Source organism: Arthrobacter sp. 135MFCol5.1, from assembly GCF_000374865.1.
Lineage (GTDB): Bacteria > Actinomycetota > Actinomycetes > Actinomycetales > Micrococcaceae > Arthrobacter.
Map to the genome: position 1 here is coordinate 104,791 of NZ_KB895461.1, position 20,686 is coordinate 125,476.

Annotated in this window: 22 protein-coding genes and 1 riboswitch; of the genes, 13 read left to right on the forward strand and 9 right to left on the reverse strand. The window is 66.9% G+C overall.

Going from position 1 to position 20,686, the window contains the following annotated elements:
* Positions 1–13 precede the first annotated feature (13 nt).
* From C563_RS0114870 to C563_RS21935, 3 genes are all read right to left on the reverse strand, one after another.
* A complete protein-coding gene (locus tag C563_RS0114870; protein ID WP_018762863.1) occupies positions 14–1,501 on the reverse strand; it encodes a lipopolysaccharide biosynthesis protein in 1,488 nt (495 codons plus the stop codon).
* Positions 1,498–2,688 (reverse strand): glycosyltransferase, encoded by a 1,191-nt coding sequence (locus C563_RS0114875; RefSeq protein WP_155845194.1) that lies wholly within the window; start codon positions 2,686–2,688, stop codon positions 1,498–1,500. Before C563_RS0114875 ends, C563_RS0114870 begins: the two co-directional genes overlap by 4 nt.
* A 131-nt stretch (positions 2,689–2,819) precedes the next feature.
* Positions 2,820–3,839: a glycoside hydrolase family 16 protein gene (locus C563_RS21935; RefSeq protein WP_133247074.1), complete on the reverse strand. Its 1,020-nt coding sequence runs from the start codon at positions 3,837–3,839 to the stop codon at positions 2,820–2,822.
* 85 nt (positions 3,840–3,924) lie between these two features.
* A riboswitch (cyclic di-AMP (ydaO/yuaA leader) is annotated at positions 3,925–4,094 on the reverse strand.
* Between the two features lie 370 nt (positions 4,095–4,464).
* On the opposite strand from C563_RS21935, the gene rpsF reads away from it, so the two are divergent.
* The 7 genes from rpsF to C563_RS0114915 all read left to right on the forward strand — a co-directional run bounded on the left by rpsF (position 4,465) and on the right by C563_RS0114915 (position 9,041).
* Positions 4,465–4,770, forward strand: coding sequence for a 30S ribosomal protein S6 (rpsF, locus tag C563_RS0114885; protein WP_013602900.1), 306 nt, complete (start codon positions 4,465–4,467; stop codon positions 4,768–4,770).
* Positions 4,771–4,841: 71 nt separating this feature from the next.
* The gene (locus tag C563_RS0114890) at positions 4,842–5,417 is read left to right on the forward strand and encodes a single-stranded DNA-binding protein (RefSeq protein ID WP_018762866.1); all 576 of its coding nucleotides are present in this window, start codon (positions 4,842–4,844) and stop codon (positions 5,415–5,417) included.
* Positions 5,418–5,543: 126 nt separating this feature from the next.
* A complete protein-coding gene (gene rpsR / locus C563_RS0114895) occupies positions 5,544–5,783 on the forward strand; it encodes a 30S ribosomal protein S18 (RefSeq protein ID WP_003800144.1) in 240 nt (79 codons plus the stop codon).
* 17 nt (positions 5,784–5,800) lie between these two features.
* Positions 5,801–6,253 carry a 50S ribosomal protein L9 gene (gene rplI, locus C563_RS0114900; RefSeq protein WP_018762867.1) on the forward strand — a complete coding sequence of 151 codons (453 nt, stop codon included), beginning with the start codon at positions 5,801–5,803 and terminating at the stop codon, positions 6,251–6,253.
* Positions 6,254–6,425: 172 nt separating this feature from the next.
* On the forward strand, positions 6,426–7,430 hold the full coding sequence (locus C563_RS0114905; protein ID WP_018762868.1) for a YdcF family protein: 1,005 nt from the start codon (positions 6,426–6,428) through the stop codon (positions 7,428–7,430).
* Between the two features lie 41 nt (positions 7,431–7,471).
* The gene (locus tag C563_RS0114910) at positions 7,472–8,320 is read left to right on the forward strand and encodes a PhzF family phenazine biosynthesis protein (RefSeq protein ID WP_018762869.1); all 849 of its coding nucleotides are present in this window, start codon (positions 7,472–7,474) and stop codon (positions 8,318–8,320) included.
* 94 nt (positions 8,321–8,414) lie between these two features.
* Positions 8,415–9,041, forward strand: coding sequence for an FMN reductase (locus tag C563_RS0114915; RefSeq protein ID WP_026264902.1), 627 nt, complete (start codon positions 8,415–8,417; stop codon positions 9,039–9,041).
* Here the strand turns inward: C563_RS0114915 and C563_RS0114920 are convergent.
* A complete protein-coding gene (locus tag C563_RS0114920) occupies positions 9,038–9,613 on the reverse strand; it encodes a hypothetical protein (RefSeq protein WP_026264903.1) in 576 nt (191 codons plus the stop codon). The two genes, C563_RS0114915 and C563_RS0114920, sit on opposite strands and share 4 nt — an antisense overlap.
* A 721-nt stretch (positions 9,614–10,334) precedes the next feature.
* Between C563_RS0114920 and dnaB the strand changes: the two genes are divergently transcribed.
* Entirely contained in the window at positions 10,335–11,717 is a 1,383-nt protein-coding gene (dnaB, locus tag C563_RS0114925) for a replicative DNA helicase (RefSeq protein ID WP_018762872.1), read from the forward strand.
* Here dnaB and C563_RS0114930 read toward each other — a convergent pair.
* Positions 11,714–12,715: an acyl-CoA thioesterase gene (locus C563_RS0114930; RefSeq protein ID WP_018762873.1), complete on the reverse strand. Its 1,002-nt coding sequence runs from the start codon at positions 12,713–12,715 to the stop codon at positions 11,714–11,716. The two genes, dnaB and C563_RS0114930, sit on opposite strands and share 4 nt — an antisense overlap.
* Positions 12,716–12,872: 157 nt before the next feature.
* Positions 12,873–13,307: a DoxX family protein gene (locus C563_RS0114935; RefSeq protein ID WP_018762874.1), complete on the reverse strand. Its 435-nt coding sequence runs from the start codon at positions 13,305–13,307 to the stop codon at positions 12,873–12,875.
* 179 nt (positions 13,308–13,486) lie between these two features.
* Between C563_RS0114935 and C563_RS0114940 the strand changes: the two genes are divergently transcribed.
* The 3 genes from C563_RS0114940 to C563_RS21440 all read left to right on the forward strand — a co-directional run bounded on the left by C563_RS0114940 (position 13,487) and on the right by C563_RS21440 (position 15,867).
* On the forward strand, positions 13,487–14,767 hold the full coding sequence (locus tag C563_RS0114940) for an MATE family efflux transporter (RefSeq protein WP_018762875.1): 1,281 nt from the start codon (positions 13,487–13,489) through the stop codon (positions 14,765–14,767).
* Between the two features lie 55 nt (positions 14,768–14,822).
* Positions 14,823–15,413 (forward strand): hypothetical protein, encoded by a 591-nt coding sequence (locus C563_RS0114945; protein WP_026264905.1) that lies wholly within the window; start codon positions 14,823–14,825, stop codon positions 15,411–15,413.
* Positions 15,414–15,513: 100 nt separating this feature from the next.
* A complete protein-coding gene (locus tag C563_RS21440; RefSeq protein ID WP_018762877.1) occupies positions 15,514–15,867 on the forward strand; it encodes a hypothetical protein in 354 nt (117 codons plus the stop codon).
* Between the two features lie 19 nt (positions 15,868–15,886).
* On the opposite strand, the gene C563_RS0114955 is transcribed toward C563_RS21440, so the two are convergent.
* On the reverse strand, positions 15,887–16,432 hold the full coding sequence (locus tag C563_RS0114955) for a CGNR zinc finger domain-containing protein (RefSeq protein ID WP_018762878.1): 546 nt from the start codon (positions 16,430–16,432) through the stop codon (positions 15,887–15,889).
* A 71-nt stretch (positions 16,433–16,503) separates the two neighbouring features.
* On the opposite strand from C563_RS0114955, the gene C563_RS0114960 reads away from it, so the two are divergent.
* Positions 16,504–17,538: an EamA family transporter gene (locus C563_RS0114960; protein ID WP_018762879.1), complete on the forward strand. Its 1,035-nt coding sequence runs from the start codon at positions 16,504–16,506 to the stop codon at positions 17,536–17,538.
* Between the two features lie 98 nt (positions 17,539–17,636).
* Here C563_RS0114960 and C563_RS0114965 read toward each other — a convergent pair whose 3' ends face one another.
* A complete protein-coding gene (locus C563_RS0114965; RefSeq protein ID WP_018762880.1) occupies positions 17,637–17,903 on the reverse strand; it encodes a WXG100 family type VII secretion target in 267 nt (88 codons plus the stop codon).
* A 214-nt stretch (positions 17,904–18,117) separates the two neighbouring features.
* Here C563_RS0114965 and C563_RS0114970 point away from each other — a divergent pair, with 214 nt between their 5' ends.
* Complete coding sequence (locus tag C563_RS0114970; protein ID WP_018762881.1) at positions 18,118–18,390, forward strand: DUF2277 domain-containing protein; 273 nt, start codon at positions 18,118–18,120, stop codon at positions 18,388–18,390.
* 3 nt (positions 18,391–18,393) lie between these two features.
* Here the strand turns inward: C563_RS0114970 and C563_RS0114975 are convergent, their stop codons facing one another.
* On the reverse strand, positions 18,394–20,661 hold the full coding sequence (locus C563_RS0114975) for a heavy metal translocating P-type ATPase (protein ID WP_018762882.1): 2,268 nt from the start codon (positions 20,659–20,661) through the stop codon (positions 18,394–18,396).
* Positions 20,662–20,686: the final 25 nt, after the last annotated feature.

Here is a 20,686-nt window from a genome sequence, read left to right on the forward strand (position 1 = left end):
GAAACCGCCGGGCTCAGGACGCGTGGTCGCGTGCCGGACCTGAGGGTTCGTGGCGGCGCTTGAAGAGCCCCAGGATCTCGTCGTGCAGGTCCCGGTAGCCGAACCGCAGGACAGCGTAGACCAGGCCCACGCCGGCAACAACCATGACGGCGAGCGTCAGCACCGGTCCCAGCGCATGCCGTGACAGGTTGAACAGGCCCACCAGGGCCACGGCCGCCCCGCACGCCAGGCCGGGTGCCGCGGCGCGGAGCATGCGGCGCATCCTTGTCCCCATGACCCTGGCGGCTACGGCCTGCATACCAAAAGCGAAGACCACCGCCACCACCATCTGGGCACACGCGACACCAACGATGCCCCAGCGCGTGGCGAAGACCAGCGCAGGGAGCAGGACCACCAGGCGGACCACGGAGATCCAGATGGAAAGCCCCGGCCTGCCCAGGGCTTTATAGACGTCATTCGCTCCGGCGCCCAGCGATCGAGCCGCCGCGTACAGGGCAAGGAACACCAGCGGCGTCACTGATTCCTCCCACTGCTGCCCGAACAGGACCGGCACCAGGACCGGAGCCACCACGGCAAGTCCCACCCCTGCCGTGATGCCGTACAGGGCCTGCACCGTGACGCTTTTCAGGTACCCGTCACGCAGTCGCTGCCGGTCACCGCGGACTTGCGTATACAGCGGAAACAGGACGGTGGACAGCACGAAGAACACGTTGAGGATCAGGGCCTCCGGGAGCCGGAAGGCGAGCGTGTACAGGCCCAGCGCATGGGCCCCCAGGACGATCCCGATCACCAGGTAGTCGACGTCGAAGATCGCCCTGGCCAGCATCGTGCTCCCAGCAACAGGAGCACCAAAGCGGATGTTCTCGCCCAGGGCACTCCTGCTGACGCGCCAGAGTTGCCACGGCGCCTCGTGGCGGACCAGGAACCAGCAGGTGGCAGCGTAGGCCACCGAGCCTGCGGCCGTTCCGACGGCGAGCGACCACGCGCCGTGGCCGGTGAAGGCCAGGTACAGGGTCACCGTCCCCATGGTCGCGGCACGCAGCACCGGAGCGGCGGTGAGTTGCCGGAACTTCAGGTCCCGGCGCATGATCGCTTCCGGAACGGCGCCGCAGGCCGTGGCCAGGACGGAGACGCCGAGAACCTGCACCAGGGGAGCCACGCCGTCGAGCCCGATGAGGTCTTCCACAGCATCGGCCGCGAGCACGGCGGCCAGGGCCAGTACGGTTCCCAGCGCCACCGAGAGCAGGAGCGCTGAACGGGCAATCACCTTCGTTTTGGGCAGATACACCAGTGCCTGGCCCACCCCGGCATCGGCGATGGTCTCGGCGTATGCCATGAGGACCAGCGCCAGGGCTACGAGGCCATACTCTTCAGGAGAGAGGAGCCGGGCCAGCACCACGGTGGTGACCAGCACAATGATCCGCCCGGAGGCAAAGGCCAGCCCCTGCCACAAGGCTCCCCGGACTCCCCTGCGTTCCAGCTCGCCGGGCGCGTAGGTCACAGTTGCCTTGACGTGCCGGATAAGTCCCCGGCAGGGGATGACGCGGCCACGGCCGCCCGCACTTCGGCCAAGTACTCCGCGGCCACCGTGTCCCAGGACCGGACGGCGCCGGCGGCCTGGTCCAGTAGGCCGCCGGGGGTTACGTGCGGCGGCCGGGGTGCCCTGAGATGTTCTACGACCTTGCGGACCATCGCGTCCTGGCCGGCCTCGACGGTGAGCAGCGGGTGCGGCGGAAGTTCACGTGCCGCCACCGGGGAGGCCACTACAGGCAGCCCGGCGGCAAGGGCCTCAAGCACGGAGTTTCGGATGCCTACGCCGTGTTCGTCGGGGAAGACGGCGACGTCGGCCCCGTTGAAGACATCCGGGAGTGAGGGCACGTTGGCCAGGATTTCGATGTGTGGACCGGCCAGCGCCTGGACTGCCGCTGTGGGTTGCCGCCCGGCGATGACGAACCGTGCCTCCGGGACCTCCCGCCACACGAGGGGAGCGATACGGGTGGCCAGGACCGTGGCGCTGTCCACGTTGGGGGCGTAGTTGAGGCTGCCCGCGAAGCAGACTACCGGCGCCTTCCGGTCCGGACGCGGCCCCGCGGCCACGCTGGTTCCGTTGGGGATGCTTTTCACGGACCGGCCGAGCTTCGCGGACCAGGCTGCAGCGTCCTGTGCCCCGACGGTCAGCAGCCGCGCCCTGGCGGGCAGCGACCGTTCCGCCCGTTCGGCGAGGTGCTCGCGCAGCCGGTAGGCCGGCCGGAGGGAGCGGGCAATATCCGTGTCCATGGCGGCCCGGATGGACCAAGGGTCCACCGTTTGCAGCACCACGGGACCGGCCACATGATGCGAAAGGAAGAGGGCGTGCGGGCCATGGATGAGGGTGGCCTCACTGCTGCCGGACAGGGTGGCTGCCGCTGCCCGCGCTGACGGGGTGGATCGCCGGTGCTTTCCCAGGCCGGCGAGGCCGCCGAAGGAGCGGACAAATGCGGCGGGGTCGTCCCGCGGGGCTAGTTCGTGGACGGTTTCGCAGCGGGCCCGGAGCTCCGCCGGAACCGGGACAGGGCCGGAAAACGTCAGCAGCGTGACGGCAACATCCGCGGGAAGGTGAAGGATCACTTCGTACGGGATCATGGAGCTTCCATCACCGAGTTGCGGGTCCCGGTTTGGCACGCTTTCCGTCACGTACAGGAGCTTCATTGCAAGAGTGTACTGGATCACACTCGGGTGGCAGGGTTGCTCTGGGCAACTTTGTGGGGAACCGCAGGAAGCCAAAAAGGGCGACGGCGGGAAGTCCCGCCGTCGCCCTTTCCAAGGGGGCGCGTGGCCGGCTACTGCCAGGCGCGGACGTAGTCCACCAGGAGTTGGGACTGCGGGCCGTACACCGGGTTCGTCGATGAAGCGCCGACGTTCAGCACGATGTACTGCGGGGCGTTTCCGTCGTCCGTGGGGTAGGACTTGACCTTCACGCCGTCGAAGTAGACGTCCGACGAGTTGGCCATCCGGTGCAAGCCGAAGGTGTGGTATTCGTTGGCCCAGTTGCCGCCGACGCCACCCTGGTTGTGTGACCCGGAGCCGGAGTGGTAATTCACGGTCATCTTGCCCTGGAGGACCTCCGCGATGTCGTTCTCGCCGGTGGCCGGCCAGGACTGCCCGGTGGTCCAGAACGCGGGCCAGTTATAGAGACCGTTGGCGTTGCCGGGGAACTTGATGCGGGCCTCGACATACCCGGTGGTGAACTGGTACCCGGTGCCCGCTCCACCCTTCGGGTTCGTGGAGACCAAGGACCCGGAAGACGAGGAGGCAAGGCTGAGGGCCAGGTTGCCGTTGGCCACGGAGACGTTGGCTGGGCTGGTGGCCACCTTGTTCATGGTTCCGCAGTTGGGGGAGAACCAGCAGTTGGACCATTTACCGCTGTCCAGGCCTGAACCGTTGAAATCGTCAGCGAAGGTCATGGTCCAGTTTCCGGGGACCCCTGCGGGCATGGGCGTCCCGCTGTTTGCCAGCGGTGCCGAGGCTGGTGCCACGGCGATGGGGGGCTGCGGTGCAGGAGCCGCAACGGCCGGTGCCGGGGCGGGTGCCGCGGGAGCCGGCGCCTGGGACGGAGCCTGCTCTGGTGCGGGCGCGGGTGCGGCTGCCGGTGCCGGGGCGGGCGCCGGAGCGGACTGGACTGCGGCCGACGGGGTGGGCTGGACCTGTACCTCGCTGCCGGCCCCGGCGGCGCTGGCCACCCGGGATACGTCGGCAGCTTCATTGCCGTTGGCGACGCCGAGGCCAAGGGAGGCTGCGCCGAGGACGGCTGCTGCCAGGCCGGCGGCCAAGGGCAGGCGGCGGGAATCTCTGGATGTCAAGAACTGACGGAGCCCGGCCGATGGGGTCTCATTCTGATGACGGCGGGCGTGTTTGGCGCTCAATTTGCGGGATGCGGGCATGGGGAATTTACCTCTCAACGCCGGCGGGGTTAGCTGTCGGGTTCGAATGCTGCCATTCGGCCGCGGATCGCGGCTTCACCCCGAGGGCAGGCGGGAGCCATGCCCGTGACACTTGGGTCCCCCGCCTCTGCCTTGGAACCTGAGGGATCGCGGAAGCGGCAGAGTTGGGCGTCTTCCGGGATTGGGGCCGGCTGGGGCGGCCCACCCGAAGACCGTACACGAAAATCCCTGCGGAATCACAATTGGGTAACGGAAGCGGCGCGGTGGGCGTGGCGTCCCGCGGTGCACCCGCATAGACGTCTAATGCCGAACGGCACGCTCCTGCGTTTTCCACATACGTGTCCGGTCAGGCTGCTCCTGCCACATCACGCGGCTAGCCTTGAGTCAAGCGCGAATCGCCTATCAGGTCCAGATGCACTAGGATATTGAAGTCTGTGCTGCGTCCTGCCTCCGTACTGGTGGCAAGGCACTGCGCGGAATCGCAAATGAACCTCCTGTTACGGAAATGCCGTAACCGCTTAGCCCAAAGGAGGTGGGTTCACATATGCGTCCTTACGAATTGATGGTAATCATCGACCCCGAGGTCGAAGAGCGTACCGTTGAGCCGTCGCTTCAGAAGTTCCTGAACGTCATCACCAACGATGGTGGAACCATCGAAAAGGTTGACATCTGGGGCCGTCGCCGTCTGGCTTACGAGATCAAGAAGAAGTCCGAAGGTATCTACGCCGTGGTGAATTTCACCGCCAAGCCGGAAACCGCCAAGGAACTTGACCGCCAGCTGTCTCTTAACGAGACCATCATGCGCACCAAGATCACCCGCCCCGAAGAGCAGAAGGTTGTTGCTGAGTAATCAGCACCAAAATTCATTCTTTACCCCGCAGGAACGCACTCTTCACCCAGGATCGAACAAGGAGGCAGTAGATGGCAGGCGAGACCACCATTACGGTCATCGGTAACCTCACCAATGACCCGGAATTGCGGTTCACACCGTCCGGTTCCGCAGTAGCGAACTTCACCATCGCTTCCACCCCCCGCACCTTTGATCGCCAGTCCAACGAGTGGAAGGACGGGGAGACCCTGTTCCTCCGCGCGGCGGTCTGGCGTGAAGCTGCCGAGAACGTCGCCGAATCCCTGACCAAGGGCATGCGCGTGATCGTCACCGGCCGCTTGAAGAGCCGTTCCTACGAAACAAAAGAAGGCGAAAAGCGCACCGTCATCGAGCTTGAGGTCGACGAAATCGGCCCCAGCCTGCGCTACGCCAACGCCAAGGTCAACCGCACCCAGCGCTCCGGCGGACAGGGTGGGGGCGGCTTCGGCGGCGGCAACGGCGGCGGTGGCTTCGGAGGCGGCAACCCTGGTGGAAACCAGGGCGGCAACTCCGGTGGAGGCTGGGGCGGCGGCAACCAGCAGGCTGCACAGGACGATCCCTGGGCCACGCCCGGCGTGTCCAATGCAGGCGGCTGGGGCAACGGCCCCGATTCCGAACCTCCCTTCTAAAACCCAAACAACGGCCCGATGCCGGGAATGCCCGGGAGCCGCAAGGCACCCAAGGTTTTGCCGCCGTCGGACCACCACCATCCCGTGGATCAATATCCACGGGCTCCCTAGAATAGGAGCTCCACGATGGCTAAGGCTGAACTCCGTAAGCCCAAACCAAAGTCCAACCCCTTGAAGGCCGCTGACATCACTGTCATCGACTACAAGGACGTAGCATTGCTGCGCAAGTTCATCTCCGACCGCGGAAAGATCCGCGCCCGTCGCGTCACTGGCGTCACGGTGCAGGAACAGCGCAAGATCGCCCAGGCAATCAAGAACGCCCGCGAAGTTGCTCTGCTGCCTTACTCCGGCGCTGGCCGCGGCTAAGGAAGGGATTAACTAACATGGCAAAGCTCATTCTGACCCACGAAGTAACCGGTCTCGGTGCTGCTGGCGATGTTGTCGAGGTCAAGGACGGTTACGCACGTAACTTCCTGCTGCCCCGCGGCTTCGCCCTGACCTGGACCAAGGGTGGCGAGAAGCAGGTTGAGTCCATCAAGGCTGCCCGCGCCGCCCGTGCGCACGCTTCTGTTGAAGCTGCACAGGCGCAGGCCCAGGCTCTGTCCTCCAAGAAGGTCAAGCTCGAGGTGAAGGCCGGCGAGTCCGGTCGTCTCTTCGGCACCGTCAAGCCTGCTGATGTCGCTGCCGCAGTCGAGGCCGCCGGCCTCGGTGCCATCGACAAGCGCAACGTTGAACTGCCGAACCACATCAAGTCTGTCGGTTCGTACACGGCCAACGTCCGCCTGCACGAGGATGTTTCCGCTGTCATCGACCTTGAGGTCGTTGCCGGAAAGTAGTTTCCGCACCGCAGTTCAGTGGCCCCCGCCCGGGATTCCGGTGCGGGGGCCATTTGCGTGCAAGGTCACTGCCGGGGTTTCCAGCGGCCGGCCGCGTGCGCCATAGGCTTGGGTGCGGGCCGCTGTTCCTGGCCTGCACCACTCCACCGTTTCCACGGAAGGTCACCCAGCATTGCCGTTCCTCTTCGTCAGCTGCATCCTCCTGCTGGCCGCAGCCGTCAGCTTTGCGACCGACCGGAGGCGCCTGCGGAACGGAGTCTTCCTCGTCTCAGGGGCGGTCATCGGCTGGCTTGGGCTCCTCCTGGTCTCCGGCAACAACTCCAACAACTCGGTCCCTGTCCTCATTACCGTGGCCTTGGGCCTCCTGCTCATCCTCTCAGTGCCCATCCTGGCCGTGTTCCTTGTCCTCAATGGCCTCATCATGCTGCGCCGCGAAGGCCGCAGACTGGCAAACCTGCTGTCCCTGCTGGCAGGGCTGGCCGTGGTGGCCGTTCCCCTTGTCCTGGCCGCCCTGCAGACGGCCGTACCCGCGCTAAGGGCGCTCACGTCGGCGGCTGCCCTGCTGACCGGCTACGTGGGCTTCGTGTTCGTCAGCTATCTGGTCTATTCGCTGATTTACTCGCACCTGCCGCCGCGCCGCCATCCCGAATACGTGGTGGTGTTGGGTTCCGGCCTGGCCGGCAGCTCGGTTCCGCCCCTGCTGGCCGCCCGGCTTGACGCGGCGGCGCGCCTGTACCGGGGCAAGCATGGCGGGTCCATCAGGGCTCTGATTCCCAGTGGCGGGCAGGGAGCCGATGAACACCTCGCCGAAGGGACAGCGATGGCCCGCTACCTGCAGGAGCAGGGTGTTCCTGCCAACAGGATCATCGTGGAGGACCGGGCAGCAACCACCATGGAGAACCTGCACTTTTCGCGCGCGCTGATGGAGCGGCCGGACGCGCCCGTCACGGTGGTCACCAGCAGCTACCACGTGTTTCGCGCGGCCATGTTCACCCGGCGTGCGGGCCTGCGCGCCCACGTCACCGGGGCCAGGACGGCGGGCTACTTTATCCCCAGCGCGTTCCTTCGGGAATTTGTCGCCATCCTCGCAACCTACCGGTGGATCAACCTTGGCTTTTGTGCTGTGCTCACCGCCATTCCGTTGGCCGCCATGGCCCTGCCGCTGCTCCCTTCCTAGGACCGGCAGTCCGCCCGGCGGGCCGGTGGTAACCTGCTCCGGTGAACCCGACACCCAGCAGCCGTCCTTTCCACCAGGTGGATGTTTTCGCCGGCAACGCCTACCGCGGCAACCCGCTCGCCGTCGTCCTCGATGCCCACGGTCTTGACGCGGCAACAATGCAGCACTTCGCGAACTGGACCAACCTCTCCGAAACCACCTTCCTCTTGCCCGCGGAGGATCCCCGCGCCGACTACAAGGTCCGGATCTTCACCGGGAGCGAGGAGTTCCCGTTCGCGGGGCACCCCACGCTGGGATCCGCACATACCTGGCTGCAGGCCGGCGGAGTTCCGAAGTCCAGCGGCTTCGTGGTCCAGGAGTGCGGTGCCGGTCTGGTCAGGATCAAGCGCGACGCCGGCCGATTGGCTTTCGCCGCACCGCCCTTGACCCGCTTTGAGGCCGTGGACGAGCCCCTTCGGCGCCAGTTGGCTGTCGCCCTGGGAATCCCGGCCGGTGACATCGTGGACGCATCCTGGCTGGTGAATGGGCCGGAGTGGATCGGTGTCCTGCTGGGGTCTGCGGACCAGGTGATGGCGCTCGTGCCGGATCCGGTGGCCATGGGGAACCTGAAGGTCGGAGTCATCGGGCCGCATCTGTCCGGAGGGGACGCCGACTTTGAGGTGCGGACGTTTATCCCGGGTGATGCGATGGTGGAGGATCCGGTGACGGGCAGCTTCAACGCTGGGGCCGCCCAGTGGCTTATTGGTAGCGGCAGGGCACCCCGGCGCTATGTCGCCGCGCAGGGTACCGTCCTGGGCCGGGCAGGGCGTGTACATGTCACCGCCGAGGACGACGATGTGTGGGTGGGCGGAGAGTCCACTACCTGCATCCAGGGCACCGTCCTGCTTTGATGCGGGTCACGGGAATACATGAGGAGGTACCGCGGTTCAGGGATATAGATGCAAATGCATGTATGATCGAATGAACGAGCACCAGGAGAATGCCATGGAAACCCGCCGTATCACAGTCCTCTCCGCCGGACTTGGCGTCCCGTCGTCCAGCCGGCTGCTGGCCGACCAGCTGGCGGCCGCTGCCGAGCGGCGGCTCACCGCCGGCGGCCACGAGGTGCTGGTCGACGTCGTCGAACTCCGGGACCTCGCCGTGGACATCGCCAACAACTTCGTCACGGGATACGCCGCACCGCGCTTGGCGGAAGTCATCGCCGGGGTGGAGGCGTCGGATGGGATCGTCGCCGTGACGCCGGTCTTCAGCGCCTCCTACAGCGGCCTCTTCAAATCGTTTTTCGACGTCCTGGACCCCAAGTCCCTGGACGGCAAGGCTGTCCTGCTGGGCGCCACCGGAGGTACCGACCGGCACCAGATGGTGCTGGATTACGCCTTGCGCCCGTTGTTCAGCTACCTGCGCACCCGCACGGCCGCCACGGGAGTCTTTGCCGGGCCCCAGGATTGGGGAACCGCGGAAGAGGGTGGCTCGTCGCTGGCCGACCGCATTGAGCGCGCTGCCGCCGAATTTACCCGGCTGTTGGAGGGTCCGCAGCCGGGCCGGAAGCCCGCACCCCTGGAGTCCCTGCCTTTCGAGCAACTCCTGGCCGGAATCGCCGGACCGCGCTAGTCGTCCAGCAGCGCGATGAATTCCCGGGCCTGGACCGGGGAGATGTCCGAGTGGCGCGTCAAGGCGGTTACGGCAGCCTCGGTGTCCCCGCTGCGGGCCAAGGAGCGGATCCGGCCGTAGATTTCGTCGTTGAGCATATTGCTGCTCACTTCACGGGTCACGTCGCCCTTGCTGGCGATGGCGCGGTAGCGGTAGGGGAAGCGTTGTGGCTCGTCATCCTCCTGCACAGCCTCTACCGGCTCCTGCTGGCGGTAGGGCTGGGGGCGTGCCGCCAGGGCGCCGACGGCGTCGCGCGAGGCCCGGAGTCCCTCGCCCGTGACCTCCCGGTACAGCCTGATGGCGGCCAACGGCTGCCCCTGCGCGATCATGGCGTACAAGCGACGGTGTTCGCTTTCTGACAACTTGCCGGCAGCGGCGCGGGCCAGTTCCGTCGCCTGGTCCTGTGCCGGGCCGGCCGGCCGGGACGGGGCTCCTCCATCTGACGCCCTGCGCCCGCGGACTGCGCGGTAGGCCACGATGACCCCCGCAATGACGGCGAGCAGGATAAGGACCGGGACCACTAGGGATTCCATTTTTTACGAGCCGTTCTGTGTACTTCCTGGCGGTCGCCAAGGCGGTTGCGTTGCCGGCTGTCCGTCCAGCCAAAGCCATACCTAGAGCTTAATCCAGAACCCGGTTATCCACAGCAATATTCACCGTGCTGCATACTGCAGCGTTCCCCTGCCGGTCAAGCTCCGCCAAGGGAATATGAGCAGCGCCACGCAGGCGGATGCCGGCATGCCGCGACCGGCCCCAGGCCGGTTCCGGCCTGCGGGTGCGGGCGCCAAACCTGTGGATGAAATTCCTGGAAAGAAATATTTACTCCACATGCTGGTGAAGATGTTTCCGCAGGTCAGAGGGCTTTTAGGAGGTAAAAAAATTCTGTATCCACAGACTTCCCCACAGGCTGTGCACAAGCTATGCCCCGTAGTGCACAGGTTATCCACAGCAGTTCCGGCGTACTGGCTTTGCCGCTGGACCGGGGGCGGCTACCGTAGCGGGGTACCTGTTTTTCACGGCCAGGCCACGGCCTGTACGCCGCGATCCAGAGCCTCTCCCATGGCCCTTTCCGGGCGCTCTGTGGAAAAGCTGTGGATAGTGGGGATAACTTCCGGCCGGAGGCGGCATCCGGCCCGCGGGTGCCTCATTGTCAGAGCTTCCGGGTAGTACTGGACGCGTGGCGGTTCTGTTTAGGATCCGCAAACAGGATGGATCACCGGGCGCCTGGCCCGGCACAAATGGAGGACGGCAGCTTTGACAATCGCGCATCTGGACCCGGTGGAAGCGACCCGCGGATCGGACGCGAGCCGGAAACCTCCCCAGGACATCCCCGCGGAACAGTCGGTCCTGGGCGGCATGATGTTGTCCAAGGACGCCATTGCTGATGTCGTGGAGATCCTCCGGGGCCAGGATTTCTACCGCCCGGCCCACGAGACCATTTATGAGGCCATCATCGACCTCTACGGACGCGGGGAACCGGCGGACGCCGTCACGGTGTCGGACGAACTGACCAAACGCGCCGAAATCAACAGGATTGGCGGCCCTGCCTATCTGCACGAGCTCATCCAAACCGTACCTACGGCGGCCAACGCCGGGTACTACGCCGAGATCGTCGCCGAACGGGCCGTACTGCGCCGGCTGGTCAACGCCGGCACCAAGATCGTCCAGTTGGGCTACGGCTCGGACGGCGAAGTGGAAGACCTGGTGAACCAGGCGCAGGCCGAAGTCTACGCCGTGGCGGAACGCCGCACCGCGGAAGACTACGTGGTCCTCAAGGACGTCATGGAATCCACGGTGGATGAAATCGAGGCGTCCGGCCACCGCGGCGAGGGCATGACCGGTGTGCCTACCGGCTTCTACGAACTCGATGAGCTGACCCACGGCCTCCACCCGGGGCAGATGATCGTCATCGCGGCCCGCCCCGCCGTGGGTAAATCAACCTTCGCCCTGGACTTCGCACGGTCCGCGGCCATCAAGAACAACCTGTCCACCGTCATGTTCTCCCTGGAAATGGGCCGGAACGAGATCGCCATGCGCCTGCTGTCCGCCGAGGCCACCATTGGCCTGCAGGACCTCCGCAAGGGAACCATCAAGGACGAGCAGTGGTCCAAGATCGCCACCACCATGGGCAGGATGAATGATGCCCCGCTGTTCATCGACGACAGCCCCAACATGTCCCTGATGGAAATCAGGGCCAAGTGCCGGCGCCTGAAGCAGCAGCACGACCTCAAGCTGGTCATCCTCGACTACCTGCAGCTGATGAGCTCAGGCAAGAAGGTGGAATCGCGCCAGCAGGAAGTGTCCGAGTTTTCCCGTGCGCTCAAACTCCTCGCCAAGGAACTCCAGGTGCCCGTGATCGCACTGTCCCAGCTGAACCGTGGCTCGGAACAGCGCCAGGACAAGCGGCCCATGGTCTCTGACCTCCGCGAGTCAGGCTCCATCGAGCAGGACGCCGACATGGTGATCCTGCTGCACCGCGAGGATGTCTACGACAAGGAATCACCCCGTGCGGGCGAGGCGGACATCCTGGTGGCCAAGCACCGTAACGGCCCCACCAAGGACATCGTGGTGGCGTTCCAGGGCCATTACTCCCGCTTCGCCAACATGGCGGGCGACTCCGCGGGCGGCGGCTTCTAGGCTCCGTTCGCGGCGGTGGCTGCGGGAGCCGTGCCGGCCAGCAGGTGGTTGGGCAGCCGGTTTCCGGGCGCCGTTCCCCGGATCTCCAGGAGTTCGCGGGCGTGGGCGTGCAGCCGCTTGTCTTCGGCGCTGACCGGCACCCAGGGTGGTACGGGGACGGAGTTGCCGTCATCGTCGCGCGCCACCATCACGGTGAGGCAGTAGGTGGTGAGGCTAAGTTCGCGTCCCTTCGGGTCGCCGGAACGGACGTGGACGGCAATGTGCATGCCTTTGTTGCCGGTGTACACCAGCCGGGCCTCCACCTCCACCACGTGGCCGATCAGCAAAGGCCGGTAGAAGCGCACGCCGCCGGAGAAGACGGCCACGGTGTCCCGGCCGCAGTAGCGTGAGGCACACAGGTAGGCGGCCTCGTCGATCCACTTCATCACGATGCCGCCGTGGACCTTGCCGCCCCAGTTCACGTCGGTGGGGGCGGCCATGAACCGAAGCGTGACGCGTTCGGCGGTGCCGGCGTCCGTATATTCCTGGTGGTTCATGGCTTCCACGATCTGTTCGCGGACCTTGATCCTTGCCAGCGCATGGTCGCGCTGCTCAACCTCGGCGGGGGTGGCGGGCTCAAACTGGGGCACCGGGATGGGTTTGCCGTCCGCCCCTACGGCTACGAAGATCACCATGCACTGGCTGCGCATGGTGGCCGGGCCGCCTTTCGGATCCCCGGATGAGACCACGGTGCGGATATGCATCGAGGAGCGGCCGGTGTAGACGATGGTGGCTTCAACCTCCACCATGTCGCCGCTGTTGACCGGGTCGGCGAAGTGGATGTTTCCCACGTATGCGGTCACGCAGTAGGACTTGGCCCAGCCCACGGCCGCCGCGTACGCGGCCTTGTCCACCCATTCGAGCACCGTGCCGGCGTCCACGGAGCCGCTGTGCCCCACATCGGTGGGGGCGGCGAGGAAGCGGAGGGTCACGGAGTTGGGGTGGCCGGTCTCAGTCATGCTGCGATCATACTGAGGGCCCAGGTTACCGGCCGGTTCACGCCGCAGCGGCCTGGGCCGGCGTGCAGCCGCCCGGCGGAGCGCCGCTTAACGTCCGACGGCGGCCGGTCACCATGGCGTGGCCGGCCGCCGTGAGGCGTTTCGGGACGGAAGCGGACTAGGCCAGGACGGCCAGCCGTGAGGTGCGCCGGCCGAACAGCGCCCGGTCAATGGAGAGCCGGCCGGGGCCGGCCAGTGCCAGCGCGAAGGCTGCCGCGGCCAGGAGCAGTACCAGTTCGTAGCCTCCGTTCGCCGCGAAGACACCTGCGGGAGCGTGGACCAGGAAGAGTGCACCGAGCATATCGAGGACCAGGAGGGCGGCCACCACGCGGGTGAGGACACCGAGGATCAGGGCTGCGCCGCCTGCCAGTTCAAGGACGGCGACGGCCGGGGCCATGACGTCCGCAGCGGGGACGCCCATCTTGGCGAAGGAGGCCTGGGTGCCGGCGATGGTCCATTCATTGAACTTCTGCCAGCCGTGGGCCGCGAAGAGGAAACCCAGGATGACACGCAGGACGGCAAGGGCAACTGTGGTCAGTCGTGACTGGTTCATGGATTCCACCCTTCCCCACATATGCTTGAAGAGTCAACAAAATCCGGACGATTGTGGTCTTTGTCATGCTCTCTTCCGGGGTCATTGCGCCCGGTTAAGCTGGCACGGTGCCAATAGATCCCTCATCCGCCGCCACGGCCCCTCCCCGGAGCCATTCCCGGGAGATACTCCGCCTCGCCGTGCCAGCCTTTGGAGCGCTGGTTGCCGAGCCGCTCTTCCTGCTGGCGGATTCGGCCATCGTAGGGCACCTCGGCGTTCCCCAGCTCGCAGGCGTGGGCCTGGCCTCGGCGGTGCTGCAGACCGTCGTCGGACTCATGGTGTTCCTTGCCTACTCAACCACCCCCGCCGTGGCCCGCGCCCTTGGCCAGGGCCAGGTGGGGAAGGCCTTGGCGGCCGGGCGCGACGGCGCCTGGCTGGCGCTGCTGCTGGGCCTGCTGCTGGCCGTGGCTGGATTCATCGCCGCGGAACCGCTCATCGGCCTGCTCGGCGCCGACGGCAGCGTGCGCAGCTTTGCCATCGACTACTTCCGCTGGTCCATGCCCGGACTCGTGGCCATGCTGCTGGTCTTCGCCGGGACCGGTGTGCTGCGCGGGTTGCAGGACACCAGGACGCCGCTGGTGGTGGCCACCGCGGGGTTCGGCGTGAATATCGTCCTGAATGTGTGGCTGGTGTACGGGCTGGGGTTGTCCGTGGTGGGTTCGGCGATGGGCACCAGCCTGGCGCAATGGGCCATGGCCGCCGTCTACCTGGTGATGGTGCGCAGGTACGCGGTCCGCCAGGGCGTCCCCCTGGTGCCCAGCTGGCGGGGCATCCGGAGCATGGCGCGCGTCGGGTCCTGGCTGATGCTGCGCACCCTCAGCCTGCGTGCGGCGATCCTGGCCACCGTGGTGGTGGTGACGGCGCAGGGTGAGGTCAACCTTGCCGCGCACCAGTTGGCCATGACCATCTTTTCCTTCCTGGCGTTCGCGCTGGATGCCTTGGCCATTGCCGCCCAAGCGCTGATCGGCAAGGAACTGGGCGCCTCCAATGCGGCCAAGGCCCGGGAGTTGACCAAGACCATGGTCCGTTGGGGAGCGGGGTTCGGGGTGGTGACGGGCGTGCTGCTCGCGGCGGTGGCCCCCTGGGTGGGGATCTTGTTCACCCCTGATGCCCGCGTGCAGTCGGTGCTCGCCGTTGCCCTGTGGGTGCTGGCCGCGGGCCAGCCCATCGCCGGATATGTCTTCGTCCTGGACGGGGTGCTGATCGGTGCCGGCGACGCCCGCTACCTGGCGCTGGCCGGCGTGGTGAACCTTGCTGCCTACCTGCCGCTGCTGGCGGCGGTGGCGCTCTCCGGTGGCCCGGGCGCTGCCGGGCTGGGGTGGCTGTGGGCTGCTTTCGCCCTGGGTTATATGGCGGCGCGCGCCGTCACCCTCGGACTGCGCGCCCGTTCAGACCGCTGGATGGTGCTTGGTCCAGCCTGAATATCGGCTGCGGGGTCCGGTTCTACCTTCCAGCTGCCCCCACTAAACTGGACCGGTGACGCAACCATCGACTCCCGCGGGCGCAGTTCCCGGAACCTCACCCCGCCCTGAACTCTGGAAGCCAATCCTGCTCCGTTCCGTGGTGGCGCTGGTGTTCGGCGCCGTAACGGTCTTCTGGACCTCCCCCTCCGTTGAGGTCATGGGCTGGGCGGGAGGACTCTACCTGCTGGCCGCCGGCGTCGTGTCCCTGCAAGCCATCCCGGCCGCCGGGTTTGCCCGGAACTCGGCTCCCGGCAAGCTGCTGTCCGCAGCGGGGTCGGCGCTTGCCGGCGCCGGTGTGGCGGTGATCCTGCTGCACAGCGACCTGCTGTTTGGTGTCATTGCCGCCTTGGGTCTCGGCGTGGCCGGGGTTCTTGAGCTGGCGTGCGGCCTGCGGCATCGGGGGCGGCACGTCCTGGCACGGGACTGGATCGCATCCGGGGCGATCGGGATTGGCACGGCAGTGCTGCTGCCGTTCTTCATCAACCTTGGTGCCCATGCGCTGCTGGGCGTGGCCGGCGGTGGCGCGATTATTTCGGGTGTGCTGTGGGTGCTTTCCGGCCTGACGCTGCGCCACGATGCCCGCGCCGGTGCCGTCAAGCCGTAAACTAGGAAGAGCGCCCTTCTACTAGTTGTAGAAATTTTGGTGCTACACCGCAATTCGTGAAACCAGGCCGGCCGCGTGCCGCCTGCAGGGAGGAACCACAGTGGCTGACCAGCATCCAGGAAAACCGCGCAAGCTGCGGACCTCGGTGAAGGGGCCGCTGATGTTCTCGGCGTTCTGGGCCGTCGTCGCTTTCGTTGCCGTGCTGATCTTCGCTTCCGGCGGCAGTGCGCGCGCGCCCCGCTTCGATCTCGCCTTCACCGCAGCCGGCATCGCCTTCATCGTCACCCTGGTGGTGGCCGCCATGTTGTCCATGAGCTACAAGGAAAACGCCGAACACCTCGGCAAGGGATCCGGCGTGAACCTCAGTTCCGCGCCCAAGCCCGGCCATGGTTTCGGTACGCCCACCAGCCAGGACCCCGAGGACGACACGGGCGGCACCCGGCACCAGGGATAGGCACGCTGCGGCGGAACGCCTAACCCGCCGCTGCCTGCCTGGCACGGTAGGCGGCAACGTGTGCACGGTTGGCGCAGTTGCCGGTATCGCAGTACCGCTTGGAGCGGTTCCGGCTCAGGTCCAGGGCGGCAGCATCGCAGTCCTCCGATTCGCATGTCCGCAGGCGGTCCATTTCCTTGCTGCGGATCACATCCGCCAAGGCCATGGCCGCCTCGGTGCTCATCCTGTCCGCCAGCGGGGCCTCGGGAGCCGTGGCATGCAGGTGCCAGTCCCAACCGTCGTGCTTCATCAGCTGCGGGAGGGCGTTGGCGTCCCGCAACAGCCGGTTGACGGTGTCCACGGCGGCGTCCTCGCCCGCTGTCCACACCCCTGCCAGTAAGCCCCGCAACTGCCGGACGCTCTGCAATTCCGCGGCGTCCCGTGTCCTCGCCCCGGAAAAGCCCTCAGCTGCCAGGAAGCTGTCCAGGTCCCCGACCGAGGCCAACCCTTCCCTGCCATTCGCGGCCGTATTGATGAGGTTCACCACCGTGCGGAGGGCCACCTCCGTGTCAGGGGCGAAAACCATGTTGACTCCTTACAGTGCGGAAGCGTACTGTCATGACCATTACCCCACTTTACTCCTGACAGGAGGCGACGGTGCCTGCCGCCACGAACCACACTCACCCCCAAGCGCCCTTCAGGCGGCCCGGCTTCCTCGCCTCCGGGCTTGGCATCGCGCTTTTTTCCTCCGCTGTCTTCGGCCTGTCCGGGTCCTTTGCCAAAGCGCTCCTCGAAACAGGCTGGTCCCCCGGGGCGGCCGTCACCGCCCGGCTGACGGGCGCCGCGCTGATCCTCGCCCTGCCGGCAGTCTCCGCGCTGAAGGGCCGCTGGCACCAGTTGCGGGACAACTGGCTCACCATTGGGCTGTTCGGGCTGATCGGGGTTGCGGCCTGCCAGCTGTTCTACTTCAACGCCGTGGCCCGGCTGTCCGTCGGGGTTGCGCTGCTGCTCGAATACCTTGCCCCGGTGATCATCGTCCTATGGCTCTGGGCCGCAAGCCGGCGGCGCCCCCGGGTGCTGACCTCCGTCGGGACGCTGCTCTCCCTGGCCGGGCTGATACTGGTCCTTGACCTCACCGGCGCCGTCAAGGTTGATCTGGCAGGCGTCCTGTGGGGCATGGCGGCCGCCGTCTGCCTGGCCATCTACTTCTTCATCACCGCAAAGGACAACGACACCCTGCCGCCCATCGTCCTGGCCTCGGGCGGACTCCTGGTGGGTGCAGCCGTCATGTGGCTGGCGGGTGCCACGGGCGTGCTCCCCATGGCATTCAGCACGGCGGACACCCGCCTGGGCCCCTGGACCATGCCATGGTGGGGGCCGCTGGCGGGTTTGGTGGTGCTGGCCACTGTCCTGGCCTACACCTCAGGCATCATGGCGGCCCGGGCCCTGGGCTCCAAAGTGGCATCTTTCGTGTCGCTGACCGAGGTGCTGTTCGCCGTCGTCTGGGCGTGGCTGCTGCTGGGCGAGCTGCCGGGCGCCATCCAGCTGCTGGGCGGCGTGCTGATCGTCGGCGGCGTCATCCTGGTGCGGCTCGACGAGCTCCGCGCCGCGGCCGCGGACGGGGAAGCGCCCGGGGCTCCCATGCCGGCGTCGGCCCTGGAGCACGCGAACGACGTCGAACCCGTGCCGTAGCCGCTGCCGTCCAGGGGAACCCATGCCTTAAAGGACAACGGCCCGGGCACCTTGCGGTGCCCGGGCCGTCCGGGCGGCACATCGTGCCGCCCAAGGCATTAGCCGTTCGAGGCCTGGCTCTGCTGCTCAGCATTTCGCTTGGCCTTGCTGCCGGCCTCTTTCAAGGCCTCGGCAACCTTGGTCAGCAGCGTGGAGTGCTGGCCATCCCATTCGCTCTTGAACTTGTCCGCGTCCGGGCCCTTCCAGTCGGTCCCGTGCAGAAGTTTGGTAAGTGTGGATTTCTGCGTCTCGATCTCGGACGCCCCTGCCTGAAGCTTGCTGCCGAGCTGGCGAAGCTGCTCAACGTCTGCACCCCAAATAGCCATCAGTTTCTCCTTGTTAGAACGTGGATCCGAACCTGGTCGGCATCCCCAGCGGCCCCCCGGCTCATCCGGAAGATCCATTGCCTAAAACCTACCCCGGTCCGTAAAACGGTGTCGATGGGCAGCCCTGCCCATGCAGGCCTCCCCATGGCGCCGTGGCTGGATCCGGTAAAAAAAGGGGTCGATCCCAGGCGTTCGAAGAGCCTAGCATGGCGGTATGTGCCGGAATATCCGAACCCTTCACAACTTTGAACCGCACGCCACGTCGGAGGAAGTCCATGCTGCCGCATTGCAGTATGTCCGCAAGATCAGCGGCAGCACCAAACCGTCCAAGGTCAACCAGGAAGCCTTTGACGATGCGGTGCACGAGATTGCGCACATCACGCAGCACCTGCTCGACGCCCTGGTGACGCAGGCGCCGCCGAAGGACCGTGAGGCCGAAGCGGCCAAGGCCAGGGCGCGCGCGTCCGTGCGGTACGGTACCGCCTGAGGTTCACTGCCCCGGTTTTCCGAAGCTGCGCAACCGCAGCGAGTTGGCAACCACCAGGACGGAGCTGGCGGCCATCGCGGCTCCGGCAACCATAGGGTTGAGCAGGCCGAAGGCCGCCACCGGGATGCCCACCGCGTTGTAGAAGAATGCCCAGAACAGGTTGGCCTTGATGGTGGCCAGGGTCTTCCGGGACAGCTCGATGGCCTGCGCCACTTGGGCCAGGTCGCTGCCCATGACGGTCAGGTCGGCGGCCTCGATGGCAACGTCGGTTCCGGACCCCATGGCAATCCCCAGATCCGCCTGCGCCAGGGCGGCGGCGTCATTTACGCCGTCGCCGGCCATGGCCACCGTGGCACCGCCGGCCTGGAGTTTGCGCACCGCTTCGACCTTTCCTTCGGGCAGGACGCCGGCGTGGACATCGTCCGCGGCGATGCCGACGGCGGCGGCCACCCGGGCGGCGACCGCGGCATTGTCCCCGGTCAGCAGGATGGGCCGCAGGCCCAGCGCCTTCAACCGGGCGACGGCGGCCGCGGAACCTTCCTTGACGGTGTCCCGGAGGCTGATGATTCCGGCCGGCATGCCGTCCACCGCGACGCAAACAGCCGTGGCACCGCTTTCCTCGGCGGCCATCAGGTTTACCTGCTGGGCGGGGTCCAGGATGATGCCGTTCTGCTCCAGCCAGCCGCTGCGCCCCGCCAACACAAACCTGCCCTGCACGGTTCCGGACACCCCGCCGCCCGGGGCGGAACTGAACCCTTGCACCGGCGGCAGGCCGTCGTCGTCCGTTGTGCCTGCAGGATCCAGGGCGGAAGCCGCGGCCGCAACGGCCCGGCCCACCGGGTGCTCGGAGGCGGCCTCGACGGCGCCGGCGAGCCGGAGGATTCCACCCCGGGTGAACCCGGGGAATGCCAGCACGGCGTCTACGGCCAAGGCGCCGGTGGTAACCGTGCCGGTCTTGTCCAGCAGGATGGTGTCCACGGTGCGGGTATCCTCCAGGACCCGCGGGCCCTTGATCAACAGGCCCAGCTGCGCTCCGCGGCCGCTGCCCGCCAGCAGGCCGACCGGGGTGGCCAGGCCCAGGGCGCACGGGCAGGCAATCACCAGCACGGCGACGGCCGCCGTGAAGGCCTGTCGAAGGTGGCCGCCGTCCGCGTCCGGGCCGGCGAGCAGGAGCCACAACACGAACGTGAGGGCGGCAATGGCCAAGACCACCGGAACGAAGACGGCGCTGATGCGGTCCGCGAGGCGGGCAATAGGTGCCTTGCCGGTCTGGGCCTGGGATACCAGGCGGGCCATCTGGGCCAGGGTGGTCTGAGACCCCACCCGGGTTGCCCGGACCAGCAGACGCCCGGAAGTGTTGATGGTGGCGCCGGTTACGCGGCTGTCCGGGGCCACCTCCACGGGAACGGACTCGCCCGTGACCAGCGACGTGTCCACGGCGGAATCGCCCTCGATGACCACACCGTCGGTGGCGATCTTCTCGCCCGGGCGGACCACCAGGACGTCGCCCACCTGCAGGTGGTCCGCGGGGATCTGCTGTTCGCGTCCGCCGCGCAGGACCGTGGCGTCCTTGGCGCCCAGGTTCAGCAAGGCCTGGAGCGCGCCGCCGGCCTTGTGCTTGGCGTTGGCCTCCAAGTAGCGGCCGAGGAGCAGGAAGGTGGTGACCACGGACGCCACCTCGAAGTACAGGCCGCCGGACATGGCCTCCATGCCCGGGTGCTCCGTCATGCCGGGGTCGGCCACCAGCTGCCAGGCCGAGAAAAGGTAGGCGGCGGCGACGCCGAGCGACACCAGGGTGTCCATGGTGGATGCCAGATGCCTGGCGTTCACTGCGGCCGCGCGGTGGAAGGGCCACGCCGCCCAGGTAACCACGGGAAGCGACAGCAGGGCCGCCGCCCAGCCCCAGTTGGGGAACTGGAACGCCGGGACCATGCTCACCAGGAAGACCGGAACGGTCAGGACGGCGGCGAGGATGAGGCGGGGGCGAAGCTGTGCGGCGGCGTGTTCGACGCCGGGTTCCGCCGTGCGCGGCACGCGGACGCTCGCTGTGTACCCTGCAGCGTTGACCGTGTCCACCAGCTGCTCGTCGGTGATGCCGTCCGGGGCCGTCACGTAGGCCTGCTCCAGCGGGAGGTTGACCGCGGCTGCCACGCCGTCGAGCTTGCCGAGTTTCTTTTCCACCCGGTTGACGCAGGAGGCGCACGTCATCCCCTGGATGTCCAGTTCCACCACGCGGGTGCCCGGCGGGTGCAGCAGTTCTTGGTGGCTCATGTCCGCTTTCCGGTATGGGAGGGGT

Excerpts from the sequence above, each read along its gene's own strand:
- C563_RS0114875 (WP_155845194.1), bottom strand. The coding sequence starts at position 2,688 with ATGAAGCTCCTGTACGTGACGGAAAGCGTGCCAAACCGGGACCCGCAA.
- rpsF (WP_013602900.1), top strand. The coding sequence starts at position 4,465 with ATGCGTCCTTACGAATTGATGGTAATCATCGACCCCGAGGTCGAAGAG.
- C563_RS0114890 (WP_018762866.1), top strand. The coding sequence starts at position 4,842 with ATGGCAGGCGAGACCACCATTACGGTCATCGGTAACCTCACCAATGAC.
- rpsR (WP_003800144.1), top strand. The coding sequence starts at position 5,544 with ATGGCTAAGGCTGAACTCCGTAAGCCCAAACCAAAGTCCAACCCCTTG.
- rplI (WP_018762867.1), top strand. The coding sequence starts at position 5,801 with ATGGCAAAGCTCATTCTGACCCACGAAGTAACCGGTCTCGGTGCTGCT.
- C563_RS0114915 (WP_026264902.1), top strand. The coding sequence starts at position 8,415 with ATGGAAACCCGCCGTATCACAGTCCTCTCCGCCGGACTTGGCGTCCCG.
- C563_RS0114920 (WP_026264903.1), bottom strand. The coding sequence starts at position 9,613 with ATGGAATCCCTAGTGGTCCCGGTCCTTATCCTGCTCGCCGTCATTGCG.
- C563_RS0114930 (WP_018762873.1), bottom strand. The coding sequence starts at position 12,715 with ATGACTGAGACCGGCCACCCCAACTCCGTGACCCTCCGCTTCCTCGCC.
- C563_RS0114935 (WP_018762874.1), bottom strand. The coding sequence starts at position 13,307 with ATGAACCAGTCACGACTGACCACAGTTGCCCTTGCCGTCCTGCGTGTC.
- C563_RS0114955 (WP_018762878.1), bottom strand. The coding sequence starts at position 16,432 with ATGGTTTTCGCCCCTGACACGGAGGTGGCCCTCCGCACGGTGGTGAAC.
- C563_RS0114965 (WP_018762880.1), bottom strand. The coding sequence starts at position 17,903 with ATGGCTATTTGGGGTGCAGACGTTGAGCAGCTTCGCCAGCTCGGCAGC.
- C563_RS0114970 (WP_018762881.1), top strand. The coding sequence starts at position 18,118 with ATGTGCCGGAATATCCGAACCCTTCACAACTTTGAACCGCACGCCACG.
- C563_RS0114975 (WP_018762882.1), bottom strand. The coding sequence starts at position 20,661 with ATGAGCCACCAAGAACTGCTGCACCCGCCGGGCACCCGCGTGGTGGAA.